Consider the following 24,700-nt stretch of genomic DNA (forward strand, 5'->3'; position numbering starts at 1 on the left):
CTCACAGGCGTTCGAAGGAGCGGCGCAGTTCCCAGTCGGTCACGGCCGCGTCGAAGGCGTCGAGTTCGACGCGGGCCATGGTGCGGTAGTGGGCGACGACGTCCTCGCCGAACGCCTCGCGGGCGATCGCGCTGTCCTCCCAGAGCGCGGCGGCCTCGCGCAGGGTGGCCGGGACGTGGTCGTACGCGGCGGTGTAGGCGTTGCCCTCGCAGGGTTCGGGGAGTTCGAGCTCGTGCTCGATGCCGTACAGGCCTGCGGCGACGAGTCCGGCGACGGCGAGATACGGGTTGACGTCGCCGCCGGGGAGCCGGTTCTCGAAGCGCAGCGAGGCGCCGTGGCCGACGACGCGCAGGGCGCAGGTGCGGTTGTCGTGGCCCCAGGCGACGGCGGTCGGGGCGAAGGAGCCGGGGCGCAGCCGCTTGTAGGAGTTGATGTTGGGCGCGAAGAGGAGGGAGAGGTCGCGCAGGGCGGCGAGCTGGCCGGCCAGGAAGTGCCGCATCACGGGTGACATCCCCCCGTCCTCGGCGGCCATGACGGAGCGTCCGGGGTCGGTGGTGGAGCGCAGCGAGAGGTGGATGTGGCAGGAGTTGCCCTCGCGTTCGTTGAACTTGGCCATGAAGGTGAGCGCCATGCCCTCCTGGGCGGCGATCTCCTTGGCGCCGGTCTTGTAGACGGCGTGCTGGTCGCAGGTGACCAGGGCTTCGTCGTAGCGGAAGACGATCTCGTGCTGGCCGGGGTTGCACTCGCCCTTCGCGGACTCGACGGCCAGGCCCGCGCCCGCCATCTCGTTGCGGATGCGGCGGAGCAGGGGCTCGACGCGGCCGGTGCCGAGGACCGAGTAGTCGACGTTGTACTGGTTGACGGGGGTCAGCTCGCGGTAGCCCCGGTCCCACGCCTGCTCATAGGTGTCCTTGAAGACGATGAACTCCAGCTCGGTGCCGGCGTGGGCCGTGTAGCCGTGCTCGGCGAGGCGTTCCAGCTGGCGGCGCAGGATCTGCCGGGGCGCGGCGGTGACGGGTGCGCCGTCGGCCCAGGCGAGGTCGGCGAGGACCAGGGCGGTGCCCTCGTGCCAGGGCACCCGGCGCAGGGTGGTGAGGTCGGGGCGCATGGCGAAGTCGCCGTAGCCGTTGTCCCAGGAGGACATGGCGTAGCCGTCGACGGTGTTCATGTCGGTGTCCACGGCGAGGAGGTAGGCGCAGCCCTCAGTGCCGTGGCGGACGACCTCGTCGAGGAAGAAGGGCGCGGCGAAGCGTTTGCCCTGGAGCCGTCCCTGCATGTCGGGGAAGGCCAGGACGACGGTGTCGATCTCCCCGCTGTGCACGAGGCGGCGCAGGTCTTCGAGGGCGAGCGGGGCGGTGCGGTCGGACACGGACGGGTCCTCTCCTCGCGGGCCGGCTGGCGCGTAACAATTTATGGGCAGGGCGGCGGTTGTGGGTACGGTGCCGGGGTGTTCCGCGCGCCGTACGAGGGAGGGCACCGGTGAATCGTCCGCTGGTCGGGATCAGCACCTACCTGGTGGATTCGGCGCGCTGGGGCGTATGGGAGCTGCCGGCGGCGCTGCTGCCCGCCGGGTACGCCCGGATGGTGCGCGAGGCGGGCGGGCTCGCCGTGCTGCTGCCGCCGGACGCGCCGGAGCTCGCGGCCGCGACCGTGGCCCGGCTGGACGCGGTGGTGGTGGCGGGCGGCCCCGATGTGGACCCGGCGCGGTACGGGGCCGGGCGCGATCCGCGCACCGGGCCGCCGGCGCCGGAGCGGGACGCCTGGGAGTCGGCGCTGATCGGGGCCGCGTTGGAGTCGGGGACGCCGTTGCTCGGGGTGTGCCGGGGGATGCAGCTGCTGAACGTGGTGTGCGGGGGCACCCTGACCCAGCATCTGGACGGCCACGGCGGGGCGCCGGGCGTGTTCGGCTCGCACCCGGTGACGCCGGTCCCGGGCACCCGGTACGCCTCGCTGGTGCCGGAGACGTGCGAGGTCCCGGCCTACCACCACCAGGCCGTGGACCGGATCGGCACGGGCCTGGTGGCGTCGGCGCACGCGGCGGACGGCACCGTGGAGGCGGTCGAACTCCCCGGCGACCACTGGGTCCTGGGGGTGCAGTGGCATCCGGAGATGGGCGAGGACTTCCGCGTGGTGCGGGGGCTGGTCGAGGCGGCGGGAGCTTAGAGCCTCCGGCGCAGCCAGGTCAGGGCGGCGGCGCCCTGGGCGGCCTGGAAGGCCCGGAGCGTCGGCAGGCCGGGCGGGTCGGGGCGCAGCGCGTGCTCAGCGAAGTACCCGGCGACGGCGGCGAGTACGGCGGTGACGGCGTCGGGGTCCGCGTCCCGGCCGAGCGGGTGGGCGGTGAACAGGGCCTCCGGGTCGGGGCCGCCCGTTCCGGAGGCGTAGCCCTGGGCCGCCACGCACGGGAGCATCACCAGCAGGTCGAACCAGGGCGCGGCGCGCACCGCGTGCGGCCAGTCCACGAAGACGGTCCGGTCCTCGGTGAGCAGGATGTTGTCGGCGCGCAGGTCGCTGTGGGCGAGGGTGTCCCCCGCGCCGGCCTCGGGCCAGCCGGATTCCAGCTCCGCGAGGGCGGCGAGGTGCGCGGCGGCCCAGGGGTCGAGGCGGGCGTGGCCGCCGGCGGCGTGCAGGGTGCGCCAGCCGTCGAACATCGAGGACTTGCCCCAGGCGGCCGCGGCCACGTCGGCCGGGGCCGGGGTGAGGGCGCGCGAGAGGTCGCCGACGGCCGTCAGGACCCGGTCCAGCTCCGCCCGGTCCCAGGGCACCCGGGGCTGGCGGCCGTCGATGTCCTCCAGCACGAGGGCGACGCAGGTGCCGTCGTCGTACGAGCCGAGCAGCCGGGGCACGGGGGCGTGCGCGGGCAGCGAGGCCGTGACGCGCGCCTCCGCGCGGTGCATGTCCGGGCTGTCCGGGTTCACCTCGGCGCTCACCGCCTTGACGAAGGCCCGGCCGCCGTTCGCGAGCCGGACCCGGGCGGCGACCCCGGGCGAGAAGCCGCCGTTCTGGCTGCGGGCCTCGGTGACGGGCGCGCCGAGGATGTCCTCGACGGCCGCGCGTACGGAGGTGGGCAGGCCGGACCAGGGGTGGCGGACGCCCTGCGCGGGCGGTGCGGTGGCGGTCATCGACGTGTGCCCTCCAGTGCGGGTGCGGCCGTCCACGTCAGCGGCGTGGGCCCGCTGGGGTCTCCGTAACCCAGCGAGCGGTACAGGCCCTCGCCCTCGGGCGTCGCGGTCAGGTTGATCCGGGAGCACCCGGCCTCGACCAGGTGGTCGTGGACGGCCCGGAAGGTCAGGCGGGCGTATCCCTGCCGCCGGTGGGCGGGGTCGGTGGCGACCGAGGCGATGTGCCCGACGTACGGGGCGCGGCCCGGCCGGGGCAGCGACCACATGTACTGGCCGACCGTGCTGGACAGCAGCCGGTCCCCGGCGTCGATCACATAGGCGACGAAGTGCGGGTCGGTGGCGAGCCGTTCGCGGAAGTACGCCTCGCACACCGGGGTCCAGTCGGCTTCCGGGACGTCGCCCATGGAGGCGAGCATGACCAGGCGCAGCCGGGTGACCTCGGCGGCGTCGTCCGCGCCGGCCCTTCTCAGGTACGGCGAAGTGCCCATGGATCGTCCTTTCGCTGGGGGTGCCGTGCCCAGCAAGGGTGTCGTGCCCGGCCGGGCGGTGTCGCCCCGTTTTCAGAGGCCGGCAGGTTCCGACCGGGTCAGCGCGAGCAGGTCGCGGGCCGGGCCCGTGGGGCGGTGGCCCGAGGGCCAGACCGCGCGCAGCTGGCGGCGCAGCCGGGCCCCGGCGATCGGGACCTTGACCAGGCGGCGGGCGGACAGCTCCTCGCCGAGCGCGAGCTCGCTCAGGACGCAGGGGCCGGCGCCGCTCTCCGCCGCGCCCTTGAGCGCGGTGGTCGAGGAGAACTCCAGGAGCGGCGGGGCCAGCGGGCCGTGCACGGCGAGCGCGGCGTCCAGGACCTGGCGGGTGCCGGAGCCGTGCTCGCGCAGGATGAGCGGGGTCGCCGCCAGTTCGACCGGGGTCAGCGGGGTGCGGCGGCGGGCCCAGGGGTGGGACGGGGCGACCACGACGACGAGGCGGTCGTGGGCGATGACCGTGCCGTCGAGCCCCGCCGGGACCGACAGGCCCTCCACGAAGCCCAGGTCCGCATCGCCGCTCAGCAGCCGCTCGGCGACCACCGCGGAGTTCCCGGCGAGCAGCGAGACGGCGGTGCCGGGGCGTTCGGCGCGCAGGGCGATGAGCCAGCCGGGGAGCAGGTATTCGGCGATGGTCATGGAGGCGGCGACCCGCAGCCGGGAGTCGCGGCGGTCGCGCAGCGCCTGGGCGCCCGCGTCGAACGCCTCGGCGGCCTCCACGACCCGGCGCGCCCAGTCGGTGACCAGGGCGCCGGCGTCGGTGAGCCGGGAACCCCGGGGCGAGCGGTCGAGGAGGGCGAGGCCGAGCTGCCGTTCCATGGAGCGGACCCGGCTGCTGGCGGCGGGCTGGGTGATGCCGACATCCCGGGCGGCCCGGCCGAGGCTGCCGTGCCGGGCGACGGCGAGGAGCAGTTCCAGCGCGCCCAGGTCGGGCACCCGGTGGGACAGGGGGGCGGACGGTTCGCTGGCCATAAGTCCACTTTATGACCTCATAGAGCGGTGCTCCCTGGTGGGGTCCTCCCGCGCCGCAGAAGATCGTGGCATGGCCATCCATCTGCGGACCCGCACCTCTCCCCCGTACCCCAATACCGTCCGGCGGCCCGCGCTGCGGCACTTCGGGCCCAACTGGTACGCCACGGTGATGGGCACCGCGATCGTCGCGAGCGCCGGTGCCGCGCTGCCGGTGCACGTGCCCGGGCTGCGGGGCGCCTGCACGGTGGTCTGGCTGTTCTCGGCGCTGCTGCTCGCCGCCGTGCTGGCCGCCCGCGCCGGGCACTGGGCGGCCCACCGCGACCAGGCGCGCGCCCATCTCGCGGACCAGGCCGTCGCGCCGTTCTACGGCTGCCTCTCGATGGCGCTGCTGGCCGTCGGGGGCTCCGGCATGACCGTGGGCCAGGACCTCATCGGACACCGGGCGGCGCTCGCGCTGGACGTGGTCCTGTACACGGCGGGCACGGTGACCGGTCTGGTGGCGGCCGTGGCGATCCCGTATCTCATGATCACGCGCCACCGGCCGGAGCCGGGCACCGCGTCCCCGGTGTGGCTGCTGCCGGTGGTGGCGCCCATGGTGTCGGCCGCCCTCGGCCCGCTTCTCGTGGCGGAGCTGCCCCCGGGCCAGGGGCGCGAGGCGCTGTTGCTCGGCTGCTACGCGATGTTCGGGCTGAGCCTGTTGGCGACGCTGGTCGTGCTGCCGCTGGTCTTCGGCCGGCTGGTGCACGGGGGCCCGCTGCCGCTCGCTCTGACGCCCACCCTGTTCCTGGTGCTCGGCCCGCTGGGCCAGTCCACGACCGCGGTCAACGCGCTGGCCGATGTGGCGCCGGGTGCCATCGGGAGCCCGTACGCCTCGGCGCTGCGGGCCTTCGCCGTGCTGTACGGGGTGCCGGTGATGGGCTTCGCCCTGATGTGGTTGGCCCTGGCCGTGGCGCTGGTGGTGCGGGCGGTACGGGGCGGGATGACGTTCTCGATGACCTGGTGGGGCTTCACCTTCCCCGTCGGCACCTGTGTGACGGGCGCGGCGGGCCTGGCCCGGCACACCGGTCTGACCGCGTTCAGCTGGCTGGCCGTCGCGCTGTACGTGTGTCTCGTCGCCGCCTGGGCGGTGGCCGGTGCCCGTACCGTGCGCGGGCTGCTCAGCGGAGCGCTGCTCGCAGCGCCTCGGGGGCCCGTACCAGCGACGGCCCGTACCAGGTGAGGTACCGCCCGTCGACCAGGGCGGCGGGCAGGCCGGGGAAGGCTTCCGGTCCGTCGTCCCGGGTGAAGCGGTAGGGCTCGTCGGGCAGGACCACCAGGTCGGCGCCGGCCGCGTTCAACTCGTCGAGCGGGACGCGCGGGTAGCGCTCGGCGTGGTCCGCGTACGCGTTGACCACGCCGAGGCGGGCCAGCAGGTCGCCGGCGAAGGTGTCGCGGCCCAGCACCATCCAGGGCCTGCGCCACACCGGGACGATCGCGCGGCGCGGCGGCCCGGGTGGCGGGAGGGACGTCCAGGCGGCCTCGGCCTCGTCCAGCCAGCGCGGGCGGGGCAGCCCGCAGGCGCCGGTCAGCAGCCGGTCCAGCTCGCCGAAGGCGTCGTCCAGGGTGCGCACGGTGGTGACGAGGACGGCCGCGCCGCCGTCCCGCAGGGCGGCGAGGTCGGGGGCCCGGTTCTCCTCCTCGTTGGCCACCACCAGATCGGGGCGCAGGGCCAGGATCGCGTCGACGTCCGGGTTCTTGGTGCCGCCGACGCGGGCGGCGTCGAGTCCGGCCGGGTGGGTGCACCAGTCGGTGGCGCCGACGAGCAGCCCATGGGCCGTCTCGGCGACGGCCTCGGTGAGGGAGGGGACCAGGGAGACGACGCGCACGGCGGCCCTCAGCGCCGGGGGTCGGACGTGGCGTCGATGTGTTCGGCGACCGCGACGCACAGCAGCCGGGTGCCGGGGAGGGTGGCCCGCCAGCGGTGGCGGACCCCGCCGGACAGGAACAGCGTGTCGCCCTGGACCAGCCGGTAGGCCCGGCCCTCCGCCTCCACCTCGGCGGCGCCCTCGGCGACGTACAGGAGCTCGTCGTTGCGGTGCTGGAACTCGCGTCCGAGGTCGAGCTCCCCGGTGAATTCCAGGGCGCTGAGCTGGTGGCGTCCGCGCACCACCCGGTGCACCCCGTCCTCCTGGGCGGCGCGCACGACGTCGACCGCGCGTGCGGAGTCCGCGGCGGCGCGCAGCCGGGCGGTGGTGGTCTCCAGGGCCTCGGCGACCCGGTCGAGCGACCGGGCGCTGGGTCTGGCGCGCTCGTTCTCGATCTGGCTGAGGAACGGTACGGAAAGGCCGCTGCGCGAGGCGACGGCGGCCAGGGTGAGTCCCAGGGATCTGCGCTGTCGGCGGACGGCGGCGCCCACCCGAAGTGTTTCCTTCTCGTCCATGTCAGGCTCCCTCCCGAGTCGCCATCCTTCCGGTTGTGGGCCCTTCGCGCACACCGTTACGGCAGGACGGCCCGGAAAGTGGGCACACCGGAACGCCGGAAGGGGTGGGTCGCGCCGTCGGCGCGACCCACCCCTTCACTGGCTGCGGCCCTGGTGGGGGCCGGTGACGGCTCCTACTGGGGAGCCATCTTGTCCGCGATGCCCGGGTTCTTCTCCATCCAGGCCTTCACGGCTTCCTCTTCGTGTCCTGTACCGAGCTTCTGGATCTGGTTCTCCAGACCGGCGAGCTGGTTCTCGCTCAGCTTGAAGTTCTTGAACCACTTCGTCAGCTGCGGGTAGTTCTCCGGGAACTCCTTGGAGGCGATGGTGTGCAGCCGGTCGCCCTCACCGAACGCCTTCTTCGGGTCCTGGAGCTTGGTCATGCCGTACTCGCTGTACGCCCAGTGCGGGGTCCACAGCAGGACGGCGATGGGCTCCTTCTTGGCGTACGCGCGCTTCAGCTCGGCGAGCATGCCGGGCGTCGAGGAGTCGACGACCTTGTACTCGTCGTCCAGGCCGTAGGCCGGGAGCACGTTCTTCTTCAGGTTCTCCATGGTGGCGGTGCCGGGCTCGATGCCGACGATCCGGCCCTTGAACTTCGAGCCCTTGCCCTTGAGGTCGGCCAGGGACTTCACGTCCTTGACGTAGTCGGGCACCGCGACCTCGATGGAGGTCGGGCCGTACCAGGAGCCGACGTCCGTGAGCTTGGAGCCGTACTTGTCCCAGTAGTTCTTCTGGGTGAACGGGAGCCAGCCGTCGAACTGCACGTCGATCTGGCCGCGCGACATCGCGGTGTACATCGGACCGACCTCGAACTGCTTGAGGTTGATCTTGTAGCCGCGCTCCTCCAGGACCGCCTTCCACAGGTACGTGGCGGCGATGTCCTCCTCCCAGGGGAACCAGGCCATCTCGACCGGGCGGTCGCGCTCGTCCTTGCCGTTCGCACCCTTGGCCGGGGCGGACTTCTTCACCGGGGTCCACTTGTCGGCGACGTCCGGGTTGGCCTTCAGCCAGGTGCGGACGGCCTCCTGCTCCTTGCCGGAGCCGCTCTTCTGGATCTGGGCCTCAAGGCTGGTGAGCTGGTCCTCGCTCATCTTGAAGTCCTTGAGCCACTTGGCGACCTCGGGGTTGTCCCCGGTGAAGCCCTTGCGGGTCAGCGTGTGGATGCCGTCGCCCTTGCCCCAGAGGTTCTTGGTGTCCTTGAGCTTGGTCAGGTCGAACTGGTTGTACGCCCAGTGCGGCGACCAGAGCGGAACGACGATCGGTTCCTTCTTGGCGTACGCGCGCTTCAGCTCGGCCAGCATGGACGGCGTGGAGCCGTCGACGACCTTGTACTCCTTGTCCAGGCCGTAGCCCGGCAGGATCTTGTCCTTGAGCAGGCCCATCTCACCGGCGCTGGGCTCGATGCCGACGATCCGGCCCTTGAAGTCGGACGCCTTGCCCTTGAGGTCGGACAGGGACTTCACGTCCTTGACGTAGCTGGGGACGGCCAGCTCCAGCGAGGTGGGGCCGTACCAGGAGCCCATGTCCTCCAGGCGGTCCTTGTACTTCTTCCAGTACGTGGCATGGGTGACCGGGAGCCAGGAGTCGGTCTCGAAGTCGATCTGGCCGCTCGCCATGCCGGTGTACAGCGCGCCGGCCTCGTACTGCTTGACGTCGACCTCGAAGCCGCGCTGCTCCAGCAGCTCCTTCCACAGGAAGGTGGAGGCGATGCCCTCGTCCCACGGGATGTAACCCATGCTGATCTTCTTGCCGGCACCGATCTTCGTCGTGTCCGAGGCGGTGGCGGAGTCGTCGTCCGAGGAGCCGAAGATCCCCATGCCGCCGGCGACGAGCGCCAGGGCGACGACGCCCGCGACGGCGACGACGGGCTGCGGGCGGTGGTGCCAGATCTTCAGGCCGCCGGCCACCGACTGCGCCTTGGCGAGCGCGCGGCGGGCGAGCGGGGAGACCTCGCGGCCCAGGGCGCTGGTCATCCGGTCCAGGTACATGGCCAGGATGACGATGGAGACACCGGCCTCGAAGCCCAGGCCGACGTCGACGTTGCCGATGGCCCGGTAGACGGAGCCGCCGAGGCCGCCGCCGCCGACCATGCCGGCGATGACCACCATGGACAGGCCCAGCATGATGACCTGGTTGATGCCCGCCATGATCGTGGGCAGCGCCAGCGGCAGCTGGACCCGCAGCAGGGTGTTCCGGGAGGTCGTGCCGAAGGCCTCGGCCGCCTCGACCAGCTCGCCGTCGACCTGGCGGATGCCGAGTTCGGTCATCCGGACGCCCGGGGGCAGCGCGAAGATGATGGTGGCGATGATGCCGGGAACGACACCGACACCGAAGAAGATCACGCCGGGGATCAGGTAGACCATGGCGGGCATGGTCTGCATGAAGTCCAGGACCGGCCGGGTCACCGCGCTCACCGTCTTGGAGCGGGAGGCCCAGATGCCGAGCGGCACGGCCAGCACCAGCGTCACGATCGTCGCGACGAGCACCAGGGTGAGCGTGTCCATCGCCTCGTCCCACAACTCGACCGAGTCGATGAGGGCGAAGCCGACGAACGCGAGGATTCCGGCGAGCAGACCGCGCAGCCACCAGGCGATGACGGCGACGATGCCCGCGAAGAGCAGGGGCGCGGGAGCGGAGAGCACGGCGGCGATGCCGTCGAACATGCCGCTCACGACGGAGCTGATGAAGTCGAAGAGCCAGGAGAGGTGGTTCTGGAGCCAGTCGACCGCGGAGTCGACCCAGTCGCCGAGATGGAGCCTAAACACCGGCCACCTTCTTCAGCGTGGTCGCGGCGTCCTGCGGAGCCTGGGCGGGGGTCATCGGCTCGCCGAGCACGGCGAGCAGCCGCTCGCGGGGCACGACGCCGAGGAGCTTGCCCTTGTCGTCGGTCACGGCGACCGCGACGCGGCTCTGCGAGCAGGGCGTGAACAGCTCGATGATCGGAGTGGCCTCGGTGACGGTGGCCGGGGTGGCCGCCAGCACGTCGTCGGTGTTCCGGATCTCCGTGCCCTTGTCGCAGAGCGTGCCGATGACGGTGTCCGTCTCGGCCATGATCGCGCCGGCGGTCAGCACCCGGGCACGGTCCACGTCCTGGGTGAAGGAGGCGACGTACTCGTTGGCCGGGGTGACGAGGATGTCCTCGGCGGTGCCGAGCTGGACTATCTCGCCGTCGCGCATCACGGCTATGCGGTCGCCGAGGCGCATGGCCTCGTTGAGGTCGTGGGTGATGAAGACGATGGTCTTCTTCAGCCGCTTCTGGAGTTCCAGGAGCTGGTCCTGCATGTCGCGGCGGATCAGCGGGTCGAGCGCGCTGAAGGACTCGTCCATCAGGAGCAGGTCGGCGTCGGTGGCGAGCGCGCGGGCGAGGCCCACGCGCTGCTGCATGCCGCCGGACAGCTCGTCGGGCCAGGACTTCTCCCAGCCGGCCAGGCCGGTCAGCTCCAGGGCCTCGGTGGCGCGGCGGTTGCGCTCGGCGCGCGGGACGCCCTGCACCTCCAGGCCGTACGCGGCGTTCTCCAGGACGCTCCGGTGGGGGAAGAGCGCGAAGTGCTGGAACACCATGCTGATCTTCGTGGAGCGGACGCGGCGGAGCTCGGCGGGGCTCAGGGCGGTCAGGTCCTGGCCGTCGAAGAGCACCTGGCCGGAGGTGGGCTCCAGCAGGCCGTTGAGCATCCGCAGCAGGGTGGACTTGCCCGAGCCGGACAGACCCATCACGACGAAGATCTGGCCCGGTTCGACGGTGAACGATGCGTCGATCACCGCTGCGGTGGTTCCGTCGGCGCGCAGCGCGTCGCGGCCGGTGCCGCTCCGCAGCTTCTGCACGGCTTGATCGGGTCGTCTGCCGAACACTTTGTACAAGTGCTCGGCTTGCAGCCTGGACACATACACCTCACGCGTTGAACCGAGAACGGTCTGCCACCCCCGTCGGCAGACCGTGGAGCGGCACGGATTCCGTCCGCATGGCACGTGCACTAGTTGAAAATGCGACGTGGTCCGCTCCGATGGCGCGCCTGCCCCCGCTTATCCGGAGCAAACGCAAGAGTGACCTGGATCACATGAAGCAGTCTGGTTTTCCGGGAACCGCGTCCGCGGCGGCCACTGTCGGTGCCGTGCGGCATCATCGGCGTGTGACGCGACGCCTGATGCTCCTCGACACCGCCTCCCTCTACTTCCGCGCCTACTTCGGCGTGCCCGACTCGGTGCGCGCGCCGGACGGCACCCCGGTCAACGCCGTACGCGGGCTGCTGGACTTCATCGGCCGCCTGGTGCAGGACCACCGGCCGGACGACCTCGTCGCCTGCTGGGACGTGGACTGGCGGCCGCAGTGGCGGGTGGACCTGATCCCGACGTACAAGGCGCACCGGGTGGCCGTCGAGACCGGGGCGGGCGTGCCCGACGAGGAGGAGACGCCGGACACGCTGGCCCCGCAGGTCCCGGTCATCGCGGATGTGCTGGACGCGCTGGGCATCGCCCGGGTCGGCGCCGAGGGGTACGAGGCGGACGACGTGATCGGCACGCTGACCGGGCGCGCGGCCGGCCCGGTCGACATCGTCACCGGCGACCGGGACCTCTACCAGCTGGTGGACGACGCCCGAGGGGTGCGGGTGCTCTACCCGCTGAAGGGCGTCGGCACCCTCCAGGTGACGGACGAGGCGTGGCTGCGCGAGAAGTACGGGGTGGACGGCCCCGGGTACGTGGACCTGGCGCTGCTGCGCGGTGACCCGAGCGACGGGCTGCCGGGCGTGCCCGGGATCGGCGAGAAGACGGCGGCGAAGCTGCTGGACGCCTTCGGCGACCTGGCCGGGATCATGGCGGCGGTGGACGATCCGGCGGCGAAGCTGACGCCCTCGCAGCGCAAGCGGCTGGACGAGGCCCGCGCCTATGTGGCCGTCGCGCCCAAGGTAGTCCGGGTCGCCGGTGACGTACCGCTGCCGGACTTCGACCCGGCACTGCCCGCCGCGCCGCGCGATCCGGCCGCCCTGGACGCGCTCGCGGCCCGGTGGGGTCTGGGCGGAGCCCTGGGGCGCCTCCACTCCTCTCTGCAACGCTGAGGTGTTAAGTTAGGTGACCCTAAGGCCGATGTCGGCAGCGGGGGCATCGGTTGGCGGTTTTCCAATTCCGGCAGCAGGGAGCAGACCTCGTGGCAGAACGACCGGAGCGGCGGGCACCGAAGGCTCAGGGGGCGCAGGTCCTGCGCACCGAGCAGATCACTCCGCACATGATCCGGGTGGTGCTCGGCGGCGACGGTCTCGCCGAGTTCGCGCTCGCCGGCTTCACCGACCATTACGTCAAGCTGTGCTTCGCCCCCGAGGGCGCGGACTACAGCCACCCCTTCGACACGGCCCGCATCCGCGAGGAGTATCCCCGCGAGCTGTGGCCCACCACCCGTACCTACACGGTGCGTTCCTGGGACCCGGCCGCCCGGGAGCTGGCGATCGACTTCGTGGTGCACGGCGACGAGGGCCTCGCCGGGCCCTGGGCCGCGGGCGCGAAGCCGGGCGACCAGGTGACGTTCCTGGGCCCCGGCGGCGGTTACGCCCCCGACGCCTCGGCGGACTGGCACCTGCTGGTGGGCGACGAGAGCGCGCTGCCGGCCGTCGCCGCCGCGCTGGAGCAGATGCCGGCGGGTGCGGTGGTGCACGCGTACGTCGAGGTGGCGGACGCGGCCGAGGAGCAGAAGATCGCCACGCCGGACGGCGTCGAGGTCACCTGGCTGCACCGGGCGGGCCGCCCGGTCGGCAAGGCACTCACCGAGGCGGTGACGGGGCTGGAGTTCCCGCCCGGCCGGGTCCAGGCGTTCGTGCACGGCGAGGCGGGCTTCGTCAAGGACATCCGCCGCCACCTGCGCCTGGAGCGCGAGATCCCGGCCTCCCAGCTGTCGATCTCCGGCTACTGGCGGCTCGGCCACGACGACGAGGCGTGGCGCTCCGTCAAGCGCCAGTGGAACGAGCAGGTGGAGCGCGAGCAGGAGAGCGCGGCCTGACCTTCGCACGCCCCGCTGTGCCCCGGTCCGGCGGACCGGGGCACAGCCATGTCGCTCGTCGTAACTCGCCTGGTTGGGGCTCGTCAGCCGACCCGCGGGCAGCAGCCCCTCCCGTACGTAGAACTTGATCGTGGGTACCGGCACCCCGGTCCTGCGGCTCAACGTCCTCGCGGCGGGCACGGCCGCCGGTGTGTGGGCGGCGCTGCGCCCGGGCCGGGAGCGGACCCCCGGCCCGGGCGACGGGCCGTCCGTCACACCGACTTCTGGTAGGAGCGGAACGTACGGGTCGACAGCGCCACGGCGGCCACGGCGAGCAGCAGCAGCCCGCCGCAACGGGTGACGACCAGCTGCCAGTCGGGATCGGCGCCCAGCGCGGAACGTCCGGCCACCATCGCCCAGTTGACCGGGTTGAAGGCCGCGATGTCCCGCATCCAGCCGGGCATCTGGCTCGGCGCCATGAAGGACGTCGACAGGAAGGTGAGCGGCATCAGCAGAAAGGTGTTGATGCCGATGATCGACTCCCGCTCCCGCACGATCATGCCCACGGCGTTCGAGAGCGCCCCGAAGACGGTGCCGAGCAGCACCGAGGCGGCGACCAGGATCAGCAGGCCGGCGGCGCCGCCCGGATAGCCCGCGCCCGCCGCCCAGCCGAGCAGCAGGATGGCCACGGACTGGACGGTGTTGGCGATGCCGTTCTGCACGACGTTGGCGTTCATCAGGGCGTTCCGGCTGACGGGCGTGGTCAGGAAGCGGTTGAGCGTGCCGCGCTCGATCTCCTCCAGGGTGCCCATCCCGGCCCACATGCTCGACCCCAGCGCGCTCATCACGACGATGCCGGGGACGAGGTAGTCCAGGTAGGAGGTGGTGCCGAAGCCGCCGAGTTCGACCACCTTCCGGAACAGGTTGCCGAAGAGGAAGAGCCAGATCACCGGCTGGATCAGGGCCATCGCCAGGAAGACGGGCTGCCGGAGGATCGCCATCAGCTGGCGCTGCGTCATGTACCAGGTGTGGGACAGGGCCTGAGCGCTCATCGGGCACCTCCCACGAGGGCCGGCTCGGGGGCGGTCGTCGCGTCCCCGGATTCCGCTTCCTGGAAGCGGCGGCCGGCGTACCGCAGATAGACGTCGTCCAGCGAGGGCCGGGCGACGGTGGCCGCCGCGACGGTGGCCCCGGCCCGTTCGAGGGCGGCCAGCAGCACGGGTACGGCGGCTGCGCCGTCCTCGGCCCGGACGCTGACCCGGCGCCCCTCGGCCACCGCCTCGTGCACCCCGGGCAGCCCGGCGAGCGCGGTGACGGCCTCCGGACCGGCGTCCGCGCGCAGCTCCACATGGACGGCGTCGCCGCGCAGCTCGCCCTTGAGCTCGTCGGGGGTGCCCTCGACCACGATCCGGCCGCGGTCGACGATCGCGATGCGTTCCGCGAGCCGGTCCGCCTCCTCCAGGTAGTGCGTGGTGAGGACGATGGTCAGGCCCTCGTCGCCGGCCAGCCGGGAGATCTCGTCCCACATCGCCGTACGGGCCTCCGGGTCGAGCCCGGTCGTCGGCTCGTCCAGGAAGAGCACCTCCGGGCGGTGCATCAGCCCGAGCGCCACGTCCAGGCGCCGCAGCATGCCGCCGGAGTACCCCTTGACCAGGCGCTTACCGGCGTCGGCGAGGGTGAACCGCTCCAGCAGCTCATCGGCGCGGCGCTGCACGGCGGCCCCCCGCATCCCGTACAGCCGGCCCTGGAGGAGCAGGTTCTCGCGGCCGGTGGCGACCGGGTCGGCGCCGGACTTCTGGGCGACGACACCGATCGCGCGGCGCACCCGGTCCGGGTGGGCGAGGACATCGTGCCCGGCGACGGAGGCGGTGCCGGAGTCGGGGCGGGCGAGGGTGGTGAGGATCTTGACGGTGGTGGACTTCCCGGCGCCGTTGGGCCCGAGGAGCCCGAAGACGGTGCCGGCGGTGACGGAGAGGTCCATGCCGCGCAGTGCGGTGACCCCTCCCGGATAGGTCTTGACGAGTTGTCGCGCCTCGACAGCGGGCGCACGGGTGCTCATGACGGAGCTCTCCTGTGGTCGGCCGGGCGCCCGGTTCTTCCGGGCGCCTCGGGGCCGGTCCGTGTGAGGAGTGCCGGGCTATCCTGGGTGTGCCGCACCTCGATCGCCCGGGCCGCCTCCACGGTCGTCCGGCTTTGGGGTTCGAGACCCCGGCGCGGACTGCTGCAACAGTCCCGCCGGGGTCTTTTTTCTGCCTACTCCCGGTCTTCGAGGTCCTGCCAGTCCTGCGGGACCTCACCGGTCTCGTGGAACGACCTCCACTCCTCGATGCCACTGATGGCGGCCTCGCCGATCTCCTTGCGGAACGTGCGGATCCACTCCAGCTGGGCCTCCAGCATGTGGAGCTGGTACTCCGTCTCCACGACGAAGACCCGGGGCACCGAGTCCCCGAGCTGGGCGAGCACCCCGCGCAGCGCCGCGGCCCGCACGGTCTGCGCCTGCTCGCGGTCCGCGAGGAGTTCCCCCACCTCCTCGGGGGGCAGCGCGGGGAGCAGGGCCAATGCCGTGTCGAAGACCGGGTACTCCTCGGCCGGCACCGCGATCAGGTCGGACAGCCAGTGCAGCATCTCGGCGCGCCCGGCCTCGGTGAGCCCGTACAGCGTGCGCTCCGGGCGGTTGCCCTGCCGCTGTACGCCCGCCACCTCGACGTAGCCGTGCTTCTCCAGGTTCTGGACGACGGTGTACAGCGAGCCGAAGTTGATCTTCACGCTGTGCTGCTTACCGCGCCTGCGGAGGGTCTGAGCGATCTCGTACGGATGCATGGACCGCTCGGCGAGCAGCACCATCACCGTGAGCGCCAGCGGATTGCTGAGCTTGCGCCGCTTGGCCACCCCCGCCCCCTTTTGAACCTTCGCTCGTTCCCGAATACTCGTGGACGAACATAGCTCGATTTCCGAAGGCGCGTCAACCACGATGTATCGCGTTTCTCGATCCTTTCTCCGGGAAGGCGTGGAAGGATCTCCGGCTTCCGGCCAATCCGCCCGGTCACCGGCTCCGAATCACCCCCGGAGAGCGATGACCACCGAAGGGAACCCCGCGTGAAAGAAGCCGTGTACATCAGCGGAACGGCCTCGGCGGGGCCCGATCTCCAGGAGCTGATGGGGCAGGTCGCCCGGGGCGACCAGGACGCCTTCGCCCAGGTCTACGACGCGGTGAGCGGCCCGGTGCTCGGGCTCGTCCGCAGCGTGCTGCGCGACCCCGCCCAGTCGGAGGAGGTCGCCCAGGAGGTCCTGGTGGAGGTGTGGCGCACCGCGTCCCGCTTCCAGGCCGCCCGGGGCAGCGCCATGAACTGGGTGCTGACCCTCGCCCACCGCCGCGCCGTGGACCGGGTCCGCTCGGCGCAGGCGTCGGCCGCCCGCGAGCACAAGGCCGCCCTCCTCGAACGCACCCCCGCCTTCGACGAGGTCACCGAACAGGTCGAGACCCGGCTGGAGCGCGAGCAGGTGCGCCGCTGCATGCGGACGCTGTCCGAGCTCCAGCGGGAGTCCGTCACCCTGGCGTACTACCGGGGGCTCACCTATCGCGAGGTGGCCGAACTCCTCGCGGTACCGCTCGGCACGATCAAGACTCGACTGCGCGACGGACTGATCCGGATGCGCGACTGCCTCGGGGTGACCTCATGAGCGACGCCGGACTGCACACACTGACGGGCGCCTACGCCCTGCACGCGCTGCCGGACACGGAGCGCCGCGACTTCGAACGGCACCTCGGCGACTGCGAGGCCTGCTCCGTCGAGGTGCGCGAGTTCTCCGAGACCGCGACGCGGCTCGGCCTGGCCGCCGCCGCCCCGGCCCCCCGGGAGCTGCGGGAGCGGGTGCTGCGGGAGATCACGACCGTACGCCAGGAGCCGCCGGCCGTCTCCCGCCGCGAACGCGCGTCGGAGCGGCGGTCCGGGGCCGCGAGATGGTCCCGGTTCGCGCTCGCCGCCTGCCTGGCCGGAGCGGTGGGCCTCGGCGGGATCGCCGTGTGGCAGCACCAGGAGGCGCGGGACGCCCGGCAGCGGGCGGACGCCACCCGGCTCCAGGCCGATCAGGTGGCCCGGGTGCTGGCCGCCCCCGACGCCAAGACCTCGTCCGGCACGCTGGAGGACGGGGCGACGGGCACGGTGGTGGTCTCCCGGAGCGAGGACCGGGCCGTGTTCCTGGCCACGGGGCTGGCCGAGGCGCCGGGCGGCAAGGTCTACCAGCTGTGGTTCGACGACGGCGGCACGATGCGGTCGGCGGGCTTGATGCGGGCCTCGGGCCCGTCCTCGACGACGTACACGACCCTGCTCGACGGACCCGTGGACGGGGCGACGGGCATGGGCATCACCGTGGAACCGGCGGGCGGCTCCGCGCGGCCGACATCGGACCCGCTGGCACTGATGAAGCTGCCGGCGTGAGCGGCCGGCCCGGGGCCACCCCGGGCCGGCCCCCTCAGCCCCGGCGCGGCGGGCGCGGGAAGAAGCCGCTGGTGCGCGCGGCGTACGCGGCGAAGCCCGGGCGGTCGGCCATGTGCCGTTCCAGGAGGGCCTTGCCGCTTCCGCCGATGAGCAGATACGTCATCAGGGCGGGCGCCACCAGCGTGGCAGCGGCGGCGGCCGGGGCCTGGCAGACGATCAGGAACAGGCCCCACCAGACGCAGAAGTCCCCGAAGTAATTGGGGTGCCGGGTCCAGGACCACAGCCCCCGGTCCATGATCTTCCCCCGGTTGCCGGGGTCGGCCTTGAACCGGGCCAGCTGGTGGTCGCCCACCGCCTCGAAGAACATGCCGACCGCCCAGAGCGCCGTCCCGGCCCAGGCCAGGGCGTTCACCGGCCCGGTGAGGTATCCGGCCGCCTGCACGGGCAGCGAGATCAGCCAGACCAGGGCGCCCTGGAGGAGGTACACCTTCCGCAGGGCGTACAGCTCCGGGTTGCCCGGCGCCCGGGCGAGCATCTTCTCGTAGCGCGGGTCCTCGCCGTGGCCGCGTCCGCGCCGGGCGATGTGCCAGGCCAGGCGCACCCCCCAGACCGCGGTGAGCACCGTGACGAGGAGGCGGCGGGTGGCGTCCCCCTCCCCCGCCGACAGGCCGTACGAGATGAGGGCGACGGCGGCGAAGCCCAGCCCCCAGGCGACGTCCACGCCCCGGTGCATGCCCCGGCGCACCCCCGCCGCGAACGCGACGAGCAGGACGGCGAGCGCGGCGCCCGCGCAGGGTGCGAGACCCCGCGCGAACGCCTCCCAGGCGAAGCCGCTCATGCCGGGTCCCCGGCCGTGCGCAGCGCCTCACGGGTGGCCGGCATCCCGGACTCCCCCTCACCGGCGGGCCGTACGGCGAGGATCTGGTCCACGCCCATCCGGCGCTCGGCGAACGCGAGCGCCCCGCCCGCCAGATACAGCCGCCACACCCGTACGGTCTCCTCCCCGACCAGGTCCGTGAACCGCGCCTCGTTCTCCTCCAGGGTCCGGCGCCAGGCGTCGACGGTCCGGACGTAGTGCTCGCGCAGCCCCTGGACGTCGCGCACCTCCAACCCGGCGCCCTCCAGCAGCGCGACGGTCTCGCCCAGCGGGCGCATGTGCATGTCGGGCGCGATGTACGCCTCGATGAACGCGCCGCCGCCCGGCGCGTTCCGCCCTCGTGACATCTGCTGGACGAGCACCCGGCCGCGCGGCCGGACCATGCCGTGCAGGGTCGCCGCGAACGCCGGGTACTGGGCGTCCCCGACGTGCTCGCCCATCTCGATGGTGGACACCGCGTCGTAGCCGCCCTCGTGGTCCGGGGCGGCCGCGATGTCGCGGTAGTCGCAGCAGCGCACCTCGACCAGGTCGTCCAGGCCGCGTTCGGCCACCTGCCGGCGCACATGGGCGGCCTGTTCGGCGGCGAGGGTGACGGCGGTGACGCGGACGCCGTGCCGCTGGGCCGCGTACAGCGTCAGCGAGCCCCAGCCGCAGCCGATGTCCAGCAGCCGCGCACCAGGGCGCAGCCCCAGCTTCCCGCAGATGAGCTCCAGCTTGTCGCGCTGCGCGTCGGCGGGCCCGTAACCCGGCTCGTCGCTGGTCCAGTAGCCGCAGGAGTACGCCATCGTGTCGTCCAGGAGGAGGGCGTAGAAGGCGTTGGAGAGGTCGTAGTGGTGGCTGATCGCGGCCCGGTCGCGGGCCTTGCTGTGCAGGGCGCCGTCGAGTCCGGTGGCCCGGGCGGCGGGCACGGGCGGCCGGGGCCCGGCCGCGCCCAGACGCACGGCGGTGCCGGCGGCGCGCAGCCGGTCGGCGAGGCGGGGCCGGGGTGCGGCGAGTCCGCGTTCGCGGACGGCGCGGCGCACGGCCCGCAGGCCCTCGGCGAGGTCGCCCTCGATGTCGATGTCCCCGGTGATGTACGCCTCCGCGAGGCCGAGTTCGCCCGGTTCCCACAGGAGGCGGCGCAGGGCGCGGCGGGCCCGGACGTGGATCAGGGGGCCGTCGGCGGCGCCGGTCTCGCTGCCGTCCCACATGCGGACCCTGACCGGGAGCCGGCCGCCGAACAGCTGCTCGGCCAGGGGTTCTACGCGCTGGGCGGCCCCGTGGACGGGGTGCTTGGCGGTGAGTGTCATGCCGTTTCCTGTTCCCGGCGGGTCAGCAGCAGCTGCCGCACATCGAGGTAGCCGGAGCGGAAGCCCGCTTCGGAGTAGGCGAGGTAGAGGGTCCACATGCGGCGGAAGGTCGCGTCGAAGCCGAGGGTGTCGACGGCTTCCGCCTCTTCGGTGAAGCGTTCGCGCCACAGCCTGAGCGTTTCGGCGTAGTGCGTGCCGAAGCCGTCGGACCGTTCGACGCGCAGCGTGGTGTGGTCGGCGGTGACCCGGTCGACGGCCTCGGTGGACGGGAGCTGGCCGCCCGGGAAGATGTACTTCTGGATCCAGGTGAAGGTGGACCGGCCCGCCCGCATGCGGTCGTCGGGCATGGTGATGGCCTGGAGGGCGATCCGGCCGCCGGGGCCGAGCAGCCGGTCCAGGGTGCGGAAGTAGACGGGCCAGAACTCCGCGCCGACCGCCTCGATCATCTCGACGCTGACGATCGCGTCGTAGCTCCCCCCGATCTCCCGGTAGTCGCACAGCCGGACGTCGACCCGGTCCGCGTGGCCCGCCGCCGCGATCCGCCGGAGCGCCAGGTCGCGTTGTTCGCGGGAGAGCGTGACGGAGACGACCCGGGCGCCGCGGGCGGCGGCGCGGATCGCCAGTTCGCCCCAGCCGGTGCCGATCTCCAGGAGCCGGGTGCCGGGGCCGACGGCGGCGAGGTCGAGCAGCCGGTCGATCTTGCGGTGCTGGGCGGCGGGGAGCAGGGCCGGTTCGGCGGGGAAGCCGCGGAAGAGCGCGGAGGAGTAGCTGAGCGTCTCGTCCAGGAAGAGCGCGAACAGGTCGTTGGACAGGTCGTAGTGGTGGCTGATGTTGGTCCGGGCCCCTTCGCGGGTGCCGGTCTGGGCCTCGGGGTGGCGGCGCGCCCACAGTCCGCGCAGCCGCTGCAGGGGCTGCGGGACCAGGGTGGCGACCTGCCCGGCCAGGACCGTCAGGACGCCGACGGGGTCGGGCGCGTCCCATTCCCGTGCCATGTACGACTCGCCGAAGCCGATGAGCCCGGCCGCGCCGATCCTGCGGAAGAAGGCGTCGGGGTCGTGGACGTCCATCAGCGGCCCGCCGAGCCCGATGTCCTCGCCCCCGCCGAGGCGGACGCGCAGCGGCAGCCGGGCCAGGGCGCGGCGGACGATCCGCTCGGCGACGGCCTTCCGCAGCCGGGAGGCCCGGGGCGGGGTCACGACGTCCGGCCAGCGTGCCGGGTCGATCCCGGGGCCCGTGGCGGGGGCGGGCACGGACGGGGTGCGGAACGTGGAGGCGGTCATCGCATGCCCTCCTGGGTGCGGTGGTGGGGGCGGGGCCGGACGGGCAGCCCGCGCAGATAGAGGCGTATGCCGTGCAGCCGGATGGCGGCGGAGACGACGGCCGTGGACCAGGGGTGCCGCACGGCGAGGGCGAGCAGGACGCGGGCGGTCGCCGGGCGCCGCTCGCCCCGGACGGTCGCGGTGAACGGGCGGGTGCCCGCGCGCTCCAGGTGGACCGTCAGGCGTAGTTCCGGGCCCGGTTCCGGCAGCCGCATCCAGTACTCGCCGTCGGTGCCGAAGAACGGCGATACGTAGAACTCCTTGCTGGTGACCGACCGCCCCCGGTCGTCGGGGCGCAGCAGGTAGCAGTGGCGTTCGCCGTACGTGTTGTGCACCTCGGCGACCGTGCACAGCGGGGTGCCGTCGGCGCGCCGGCACCAGTAGACGGTCAGCGGGTTGAAGACGTATCCGAGGACCCGGGCCTGGCTCAGCATGAGGACGGTGCCGTCCGCGAGGTCGATGCCGCGCGCGGCCAGGAAGCGGGCGAGGCCGGCCCGGATGGTCGGGGCCGTCCCGCCGAAGTGGTCGCGGGCGTCGAAGCCGGCGAGGAAGCGCAGGGCGCGGGGCAGCGGCGGGGGCCCGTCCGGGTCCGTCAGCCACAGGTAGGTGCGGTGGTGGAAGCCGTACCGGGTGGGCGCGGTCCGTATGTGGGTGATCGTGCACGGGTAGAGGGCGTTCACCAGTCCACCCCCAGGGCCGCAGCGGCCTCGGCGCCGGAGCGGCAGCCGTCCTCGTGGAATCCCCAGCCGTGGTAGGCGCCCGCGTAGGCGGTGACCGGCCCGGACAGGGCGGGCAGCCGGGCCTGGGCGGCCACGGACTCCGGGGTGTAGACGGGGTGTTCGTAGAGCATGCGGGCCCGGACGAGTCCGGGGGCGACACGGTCGGCGCCGTTGAGCGTGACGACGAAGGTCTCCGGGGCGTCGAGCCGCTGGAGCCGGTTCATGTCGTAGCTGACGGTGACGTGGGAGGCGTCGGCGGCGCAGTCGGGCATCAGGTAGTTCCAGGAGGCGCGGGCGCCGGGCGCCGTGGGCAGCAGCCGGGTGTCGGTGTGCAGCAGGGTGGCGTTGCGGGAGTAGCGGAAGGCGCCCAGGGTGCGGGTCTCCTCGTCGGTCGGGTCGGCGAGGAGGCGGAGCGCCTGGTCGGGGTGGGTGGCGACGACGACGTGGTCGAAGGGTTCGGCGGTGCCGTCGTCCGTGGTGATCTCGACGCCCTCGGCGTGCCGGCGGACGCTGCGGACCGGGGTGGCGGTGCGGACGGCGGAGAGCTGCTTGGCCACGCGCTCCACATAGGCGCGGGAGCCTCCGGTGACGGTCCGCCAGACCGGGGAGCCGCCGATCGCGAGCATGCCGTGGTGGTCGAGGAAGCGGAAGAGGTAGCGGGCCGGGTAGCGCATCGCGGTCACCGGGTCGCAGGACCAGACCGCCGCCACCACGGGCGTCAGGAAGTGCGCGGTGAAGTACGGCGAGAAGCGCCCGCGCGCGGCGAACTCGCCCAGGGTCAGCGTCTCCGCGTCCGGTCCGCCGTCCCGCAGCAGCCGCCGGGCCAGCCGGTGGAAGCGGGGCACGGCGGCGAGCATCCGCGGGTAGGCGGGGTCGCGGAAGGACGCCGGGCGGGCGAGGAGACCGGCCGGGCCGCGGGCGCCCGCGTACTCCAGACCGCATCCCTCGCACCGGACGGACATGCTCATCTCCGACTCCTGCGTGGGTACGCCGAGTTCCGCGAAGAGCCGCAGCAGGTGCGGGTAGGTGCGCCGGTTGTGCACGATGAAGCCGGAGTCGACGTGGTGGACGCGGCCGTCGGCCCCGGGCAGGTCGTGGGTGTGCGCGTGGCCGCCCACCCGGTCGTCCGCCTCGAACAGCGTCACGTCGTGGGCCCTGCGCAGGATGTGGGCGGCCGTGAGGCCGGCCACCCCGCTGCCCACGACGGCCGTGCGTCGCCGCCTGTCGCTCATTGCGCTCCTTCCGGACCGGCCCCGGCGCCCTCCGCCGGAGGCGGGGCGCGGCGGATGCCTCTTTGGAAGTGATTCGTTGCCGGTCACGGGTCGGATTGGCGGAACCCCGCGTTCATCCGATCGGGTGACAGACCAATCCGCTCGGCGCCCGGCACCGAATCCCCGGCGTGAGTGAAGAGCGGAACGATCCGGAGACCGGGGCCACCGAGCCCCGGCGGTCCCGAGCGCTGCGTGCGGCCTGTGCCGCGCTCGGCGGGGTGATCGCCGGGTTCGCCGCCCTGGCCGTCGCCGAACTGGCGGCGGCGGTCGTGCGGCCCGAGGCGGGTCCGGTCGCGGCGGTCGGCGGTGCGGTGATCGACCGCACTCCCCCGGCGCTCAAGGACTTCGCCGTACGGAACTTCGGGACGAACGACAAACTGGTCCTGGAGCTCGGCATCCTGGCGATCCTGGCGCTGTTCGCCGTGGCGGTCGGGCTGCTGACGCTCCGCCACCGGATCGTCGGCTCGGCGGCCGTGCTGGTCTTCGGCGCGGTCGGGGCGGTGGCGGCGGTGGGACGGCCGGAGGGCCGGGTCTCGGACGCGCTGCCCTCCGTGGTGGGCGCGCTGGCCGGTGCGGGGGTGCTGTATCTGCTGTCGGGGCGGCTCTTCCCGGCCCGCCCGTACGGGGAGCGGCCGGCCGGGGGCTTCGACCGGCGCGGGTTCGTCGTCGCGGCGGGCGTCGCGGCGGTGGCCTCCGCCGGGGCGGGGCTGCTGGGGCGCCGGCTCACCTCGGCGGTGCAGGCCGGGGCGGAGGCGTCCCGCCGCGATCTGAAGCTCCCCGCGCCCGCCTCGCCCGCCCCCGCCGTGCCGGCCGGCGTGGACCTCAAGATCCGGGGGCTGAGCCCGTTCGTCACACCCAACAAGGACTTCTACCGCGTCGACACGGCCCTGGTCGTGCCGAGGGTGGACGCCGGTGAGTGGCGGCTGCGGATCCACGGAAAGGGCGTGTCCCGGCCCGTGACGCTCAGCTTGCGGGACCTGATGCGCCGGAAGGCCGTCGAGCGCGACATCACGCTGACCTGCGTCTCGAACGAGGTGGGCGGGCCGTACGTCGGCAACGCCCGGTGGCTCGGCGTGCGCCTGGCCGACCTGCTGCGCGAGGCGGGGGTGCGGCCCCCGTCCGAGGGCGGCCGGGCCGACCAGCTCGTGGCGCGTTCGGTGGACGGCATGACGATCGGCACCCCGGTCGAGGACGTCATGGACGGCCGCGAGGCCCTGCTCGCCTTCGGCATGAACGGGGAGCCGCTGCCCTTCACGCACGGCTTCCCGGTCCGGATGGTCGTACCCGGCCTGTACGGATATGTGTCGGCCTGCAAGTGGATCAAGGACATCGAGCTGACCACCTTCGACGCGTACGACGCGTACTGGGTGAAGCGGACCTGGTCCCGGCGGGCGCCCATCAAGACCCAGGCCCGCATCGACACCCCGCGCCCCTTCGCGTCCCCGAAGGCGGGCACGGTGCCGGTCGCCGGGGTCGCCTGGGCCCAGCACCGCGGGATCACCCGGGTCGAGGTCCGGGTGGACGACGGGCCGTGGGAGCCCGCGCGGCTGGCCGCCCAGGACGGCCGGGACACCTGGCGCCAGTGGGTGTGGGAGTGGCCGGCCACTCCCGGCAGCCACACCCTGGAGGTCCGTGCGACGGACTCCACCGGCGCCGTCCAGACCGGCAGCCGCGTGGGCACCGTGCCCAACGGTGCGACCGGCCGGCACTCGGTGGTGGTCAACGTGTCCTGACCGGCGCGGCCCCGCCGC

At 73.1% G+C, this 24,700-nt stretch carries 23 protein-coding genes and 1 pseudogene; 7 read left to right on the forward strand and 17 right to left on the reverse strand.

What is annotated here, in order from left to right; genetic code table 11:
- Position 1: 1 nt before the first annotated feature.
- Entirely contained in the window at positions 2-1,369 is a 1,368-nt protein-coding gene (locus ACIQZN_RS33905) for a glutamine synthetase family protein (protein ID WP_404002385.1), read from the reverse strand.
- A gap of 110 nt (positions 1,370-1,479) precedes the next feature.
- On the opposite strand from ACIQZN_RS33905, the gene ACIQZN_RS33910 reads away from it, so the two are divergent.
- Entirely contained in the window at positions 1,480-2,163 is a 684-nt protein-coding gene (locus ACIQZN_RS33910; protein WP_404002387.1) for a gamma-glutamyl-gamma-aminobutyrate hydrolase family protein, read from the forward strand.
- Here ACIQZN_RS33910 and ACIQZN_RS33915 read toward each other — a convergent pair.
- The 3 genes from ACIQZN_RS33915 to ACIQZN_RS33925 all read right to left on the reverse strand — a co-directional run bounded on the left by ACIQZN_RS33915 (position 2,160) and on the right by ACIQZN_RS33925 (position 4,612).
- Complete coding sequence (locus ACIQZN_RS33915; protein ID WP_404002389.1) at positions 2,160-3,119, reverse strand: aminoglycoside phosphotransferase family protein; 960 nt, start codon at positions 3,117-3,119, stop codon at positions 2,160-2,162. The genes ACIQZN_RS33910 and ACIQZN_RS33915 overlap by 4 nt on opposite strands.
- A complete protein-coding gene (locus ACIQZN_RS33920) occupies positions 3,116-3,607 on the reverse strand; it encodes a GNAT family N-acetyltransferase (protein ID WP_404002391.1) in 492 nt (163 codons plus the stop codon). Before ACIQZN_RS33920 ends, ACIQZN_RS33915 begins: the two co-directional genes overlap by 4 nt.
- A 72-nt stretch (positions 3,608-3,679) precedes the next feature.
- Positions 3,680-4,612, reverse strand: a complete 933-nt coding sequence (locus ACIQZN_RS33925; protein WP_404002393.1) for a LysR family transcriptional regulator — start codon at positions 4,610-4,612, stop codon at positions 3,680-3,682.
- A gap of 70 nt (positions 4,613-4,682) precedes the next feature.
- On the opposite strand from ACIQZN_RS33925, the gene ACIQZN_RS33930 reads away from it, so the two are divergent.
- Entirely contained in the window at positions 4,683-5,831 is a 1,149-nt protein-coding gene (locus tag ACIQZN_RS33930; RefSeq protein WP_404002395.1) for a TDT family transporter, read from the forward strand.
- On the opposite strand, the gene ACIQZN_RS33935 is transcribed toward ACIQZN_RS33930, so the two are convergent.
- The 4 genes from ACIQZN_RS33935 to ACIQZN_RS33950 form a co-directional block, all read right to left on the reverse strand.
- Positions 5,770-6,477 (reverse strand): helical backbone metal receptor, encoded by a 708-nt coding sequence (locus ACIQZN_RS33935; RefSeq protein WP_404002397.1) that lies wholly within the window; start codon positions 6,475-6,477, stop codon positions 5,770-5,772. The two genes, ACIQZN_RS33930 and ACIQZN_RS33935, sit on opposite strands and share 62 nt — an antisense overlap.
- An 8-nt stretch (positions 6,478-6,485) precedes the next feature.
- The gene (locus tag ACIQZN_RS33940; RefSeq protein ID WP_018103775.1) at positions 6,486-7,031 is read right to left on the reverse strand and encodes a helix-turn-helix domain-containing protein; all 546 of its coding nucleotides are present in this window, start codon (positions 7,029-7,031) and stop codon (positions 6,486-6,488) included.
- Between the two features lie 173 nt (positions 7,032-7,204).
- Positions 7,205-9,838 (reverse strand): ABC transporter permease/substrate binding protein, encoded by a 2,634-nt coding sequence (locus ACIQZN_RS33945; RefSeq protein ID WP_404002400.1) that lies wholly within the window; start codon positions 9,836-9,838, stop codon positions 7,205-7,207.
- Entirely contained in the window at positions 9,831-10,895 is a 1,065-nt protein-coding gene (locus tag ACIQZN_RS33950) for a glycine betaine/L-proline ABC transporter ATP-binding protein (RefSeq protein WP_404002402.1), read from the reverse strand. The genes ACIQZN_RS33945 and ACIQZN_RS33950 overlap by 8 nt, the downstream gene beginning before the upstream one ends.
- 320 nt (positions 10,896-11,215) lie before the next feature.
- Here ACIQZN_RS33950 and ACIQZN_RS33955 point away from each other — a divergent pair, with 320 nt between their 5' ends.
- Positions 11,216-12,124 (forward strand): 5'-3' exonuclease H3TH domain-containing protein, encoded by a 909-nt coding sequence (locus ACIQZN_RS33955; protein ID WP_404002456.1) that lies wholly within the window; start codon positions 11,216-11,218, stop codon positions 12,122-12,124.
- Positions 12,125-12,213: 89 nt separating this feature from the next.
- A complete protein-coding gene (locus ACIQZN_RS33960) occupies positions 12,214-13,056 on the forward strand; it encodes a siderophore-interacting protein (protein WP_404002404.1) in 843 nt (280 codons plus the stop codon).
- Between the two features lie 48 nt (positions 13,057-13,104).
- On the opposite strand, the pseudogene ACIQZN_RS33965 reads toward ACIQZN_RS33960, so the two are convergent.
- From ACIQZN_RS33965 to ACIQZN_RS33980, 4 genes and pseudogenes are all read right to left on the reverse strand, one after another.
- A pseudogene (locus tag ACIQZN_RS33965) lies at positions 13,105-13,218 on the reverse strand (MerR family transcriptional regulator); the annotation flags it as partial.
- An 89-nt stretch (positions 13,219-13,307) separates the two neighbouring features.
- Positions 13,308-14,087 (reverse strand): ABC transporter permease, encoded by a 780-nt coding sequence (locus ACIQZN_RS33970; RefSeq protein WP_404002406.1) that lies wholly within the window; start codon positions 14,085-14,087, stop codon positions 13,308-13,310.
- The gene (locus ACIQZN_RS33975) at positions 14,084-15,094 is read right to left on the reverse strand and encodes an ABC transporter ATP-binding protein (RefSeq protein WP_404002408.1); all 1,011 of its coding nucleotides are present in this window, start codon (positions 15,092-15,094) and stop codon (positions 14,084-14,086) included. Before ACIQZN_RS33975 ends, ACIQZN_RS33970 begins: the two co-directional genes overlap by 4 nt.
- Before the next feature lie 194 nt (positions 15,095-15,288).
- Positions 15,289-15,924, reverse strand: coding sequence for a PadR family transcriptional regulator (locus ACIQZN_RS33980; protein WP_404002410.1), 636 nt, complete (start codon positions 15,922-15,924; stop codon positions 15,289-15,291).
- Positions 15,925-16,131: 207 nt separating this feature from the next.
- On the opposite strand from ACIQZN_RS33980, the gene ACIQZN_RS33985 reads away from it, so the two are divergent.
- The gene (locus tag ACIQZN_RS33985) at positions 16,132-16,716 is read left to right on the forward strand and encodes a sigma-70 family RNA polymerase sigma factor (RefSeq protein ID WP_404002412.1); all 585 of its coding nucleotides are present in this window, start codon (positions 16,132-16,134) and stop codon (positions 16,714-16,716) included.
- Positions 16,713-17,474, forward strand: coding sequence for an anti-sigma factor domain-containing protein (locus ACIQZN_RS33990; protein ID WP_404002414.1), 762 nt, complete (start codon positions 16,713-16,715; stop codon positions 17,472-17,474). Before ACIQZN_RS33985 ends, ACIQZN_RS33990 begins: the two co-directional genes overlap by 4 nt.
- A 34-nt stretch (positions 17,475-17,508) precedes the next feature.
- Here the strand turns inward: ACIQZN_RS33990 and ACIQZN_RS33995 are convergent, their stop codons facing one another.
- From ACIQZN_RS33995 to ACIQZN_RS34015, 5 genes are read right to left on the reverse strand one after another with little or no spacing between them, the layout of a single operon-like run.
- On the reverse strand, positions 17,509-18,312 hold the full coding sequence (locus ACIQZN_RS33995) for a DUF1295 domain-containing protein (protein ID WP_404002416.1): 804 nt from the start codon (positions 18,310-18,312) through the stop codon (positions 17,509-17,511).
- Positions 18,309-19,640: a class I SAM-dependent methyltransferase gene (locus ACIQZN_RS34000; protein WP_404002418.1), complete on the reverse strand. Its 1,332-nt coding sequence runs from the start codon at positions 19,638-19,640 to the stop codon at positions 18,309-18,311. Before ACIQZN_RS34000 ends, ACIQZN_RS33995 begins: the two co-directional genes overlap by 4 nt.
- Positions 19,637-20,920: a class I SAM-dependent methyltransferase gene (locus tag ACIQZN_RS34005; RefSeq protein WP_404002420.1), complete on the reverse strand. Its 1,284-nt coding sequence runs from the start codon at positions 20,918-20,920 to the stop codon at positions 19,637-19,639. The genes ACIQZN_RS34000 and ACIQZN_RS34005 overlap by 4 nt, the downstream gene beginning before the upstream one ends.
- Positions 20,917-21,639, reverse strand: coding sequence for a DUF1365 domain-containing protein (locus tag ACIQZN_RS34010; protein WP_404002422.1), 723 nt, complete (start codon positions 21,637-21,639; stop codon positions 20,917-20,919). The genes ACIQZN_RS34005 and ACIQZN_RS34010 overlap by 4 nt, the downstream gene beginning before the upstream one ends.
- Complete coding sequence (locus ACIQZN_RS34015; protein ID WP_404002424.1) at positions 21,636-22,910, reverse strand: NAD(P)/FAD-dependent oxidoreductase; 1,275 nt, start codon at positions 22,908-22,910, stop codon at positions 21,636-21,638. The genes ACIQZN_RS34010 and ACIQZN_RS34015 overlap by 4 nt, the downstream gene beginning before the upstream one ends.
- Before the next feature lie 227 nt (positions 22,911-23,137).
- On the opposite strand from ACIQZN_RS34015, the gene ACIQZN_RS34020 reads away from it, so the two are divergent.
- On the forward strand, positions 23,138-24,682 hold the full coding sequence (locus ACIQZN_RS34020) for a molybdopterin-dependent oxidoreductase (protein WP_404002458.1): 1,545 nt from the start codon (positions 23,138-23,140) through the stop codon (positions 24,680-24,682).
- Positions 24,683-24,700: the final 18 nt, after the last annotated feature.

It is taken from the genome of Streptomyces sp. NPDC097595, from assembly GCF_044761525.1.
In the GTDB taxonomy this organism is placed as follows: domain Bacteria; phylum Actinomycetota; class Actinomycetes; order Streptomycetales; family Streptomycetaceae; genus Streptomyces; species Streptomyces drozdowiczii_A.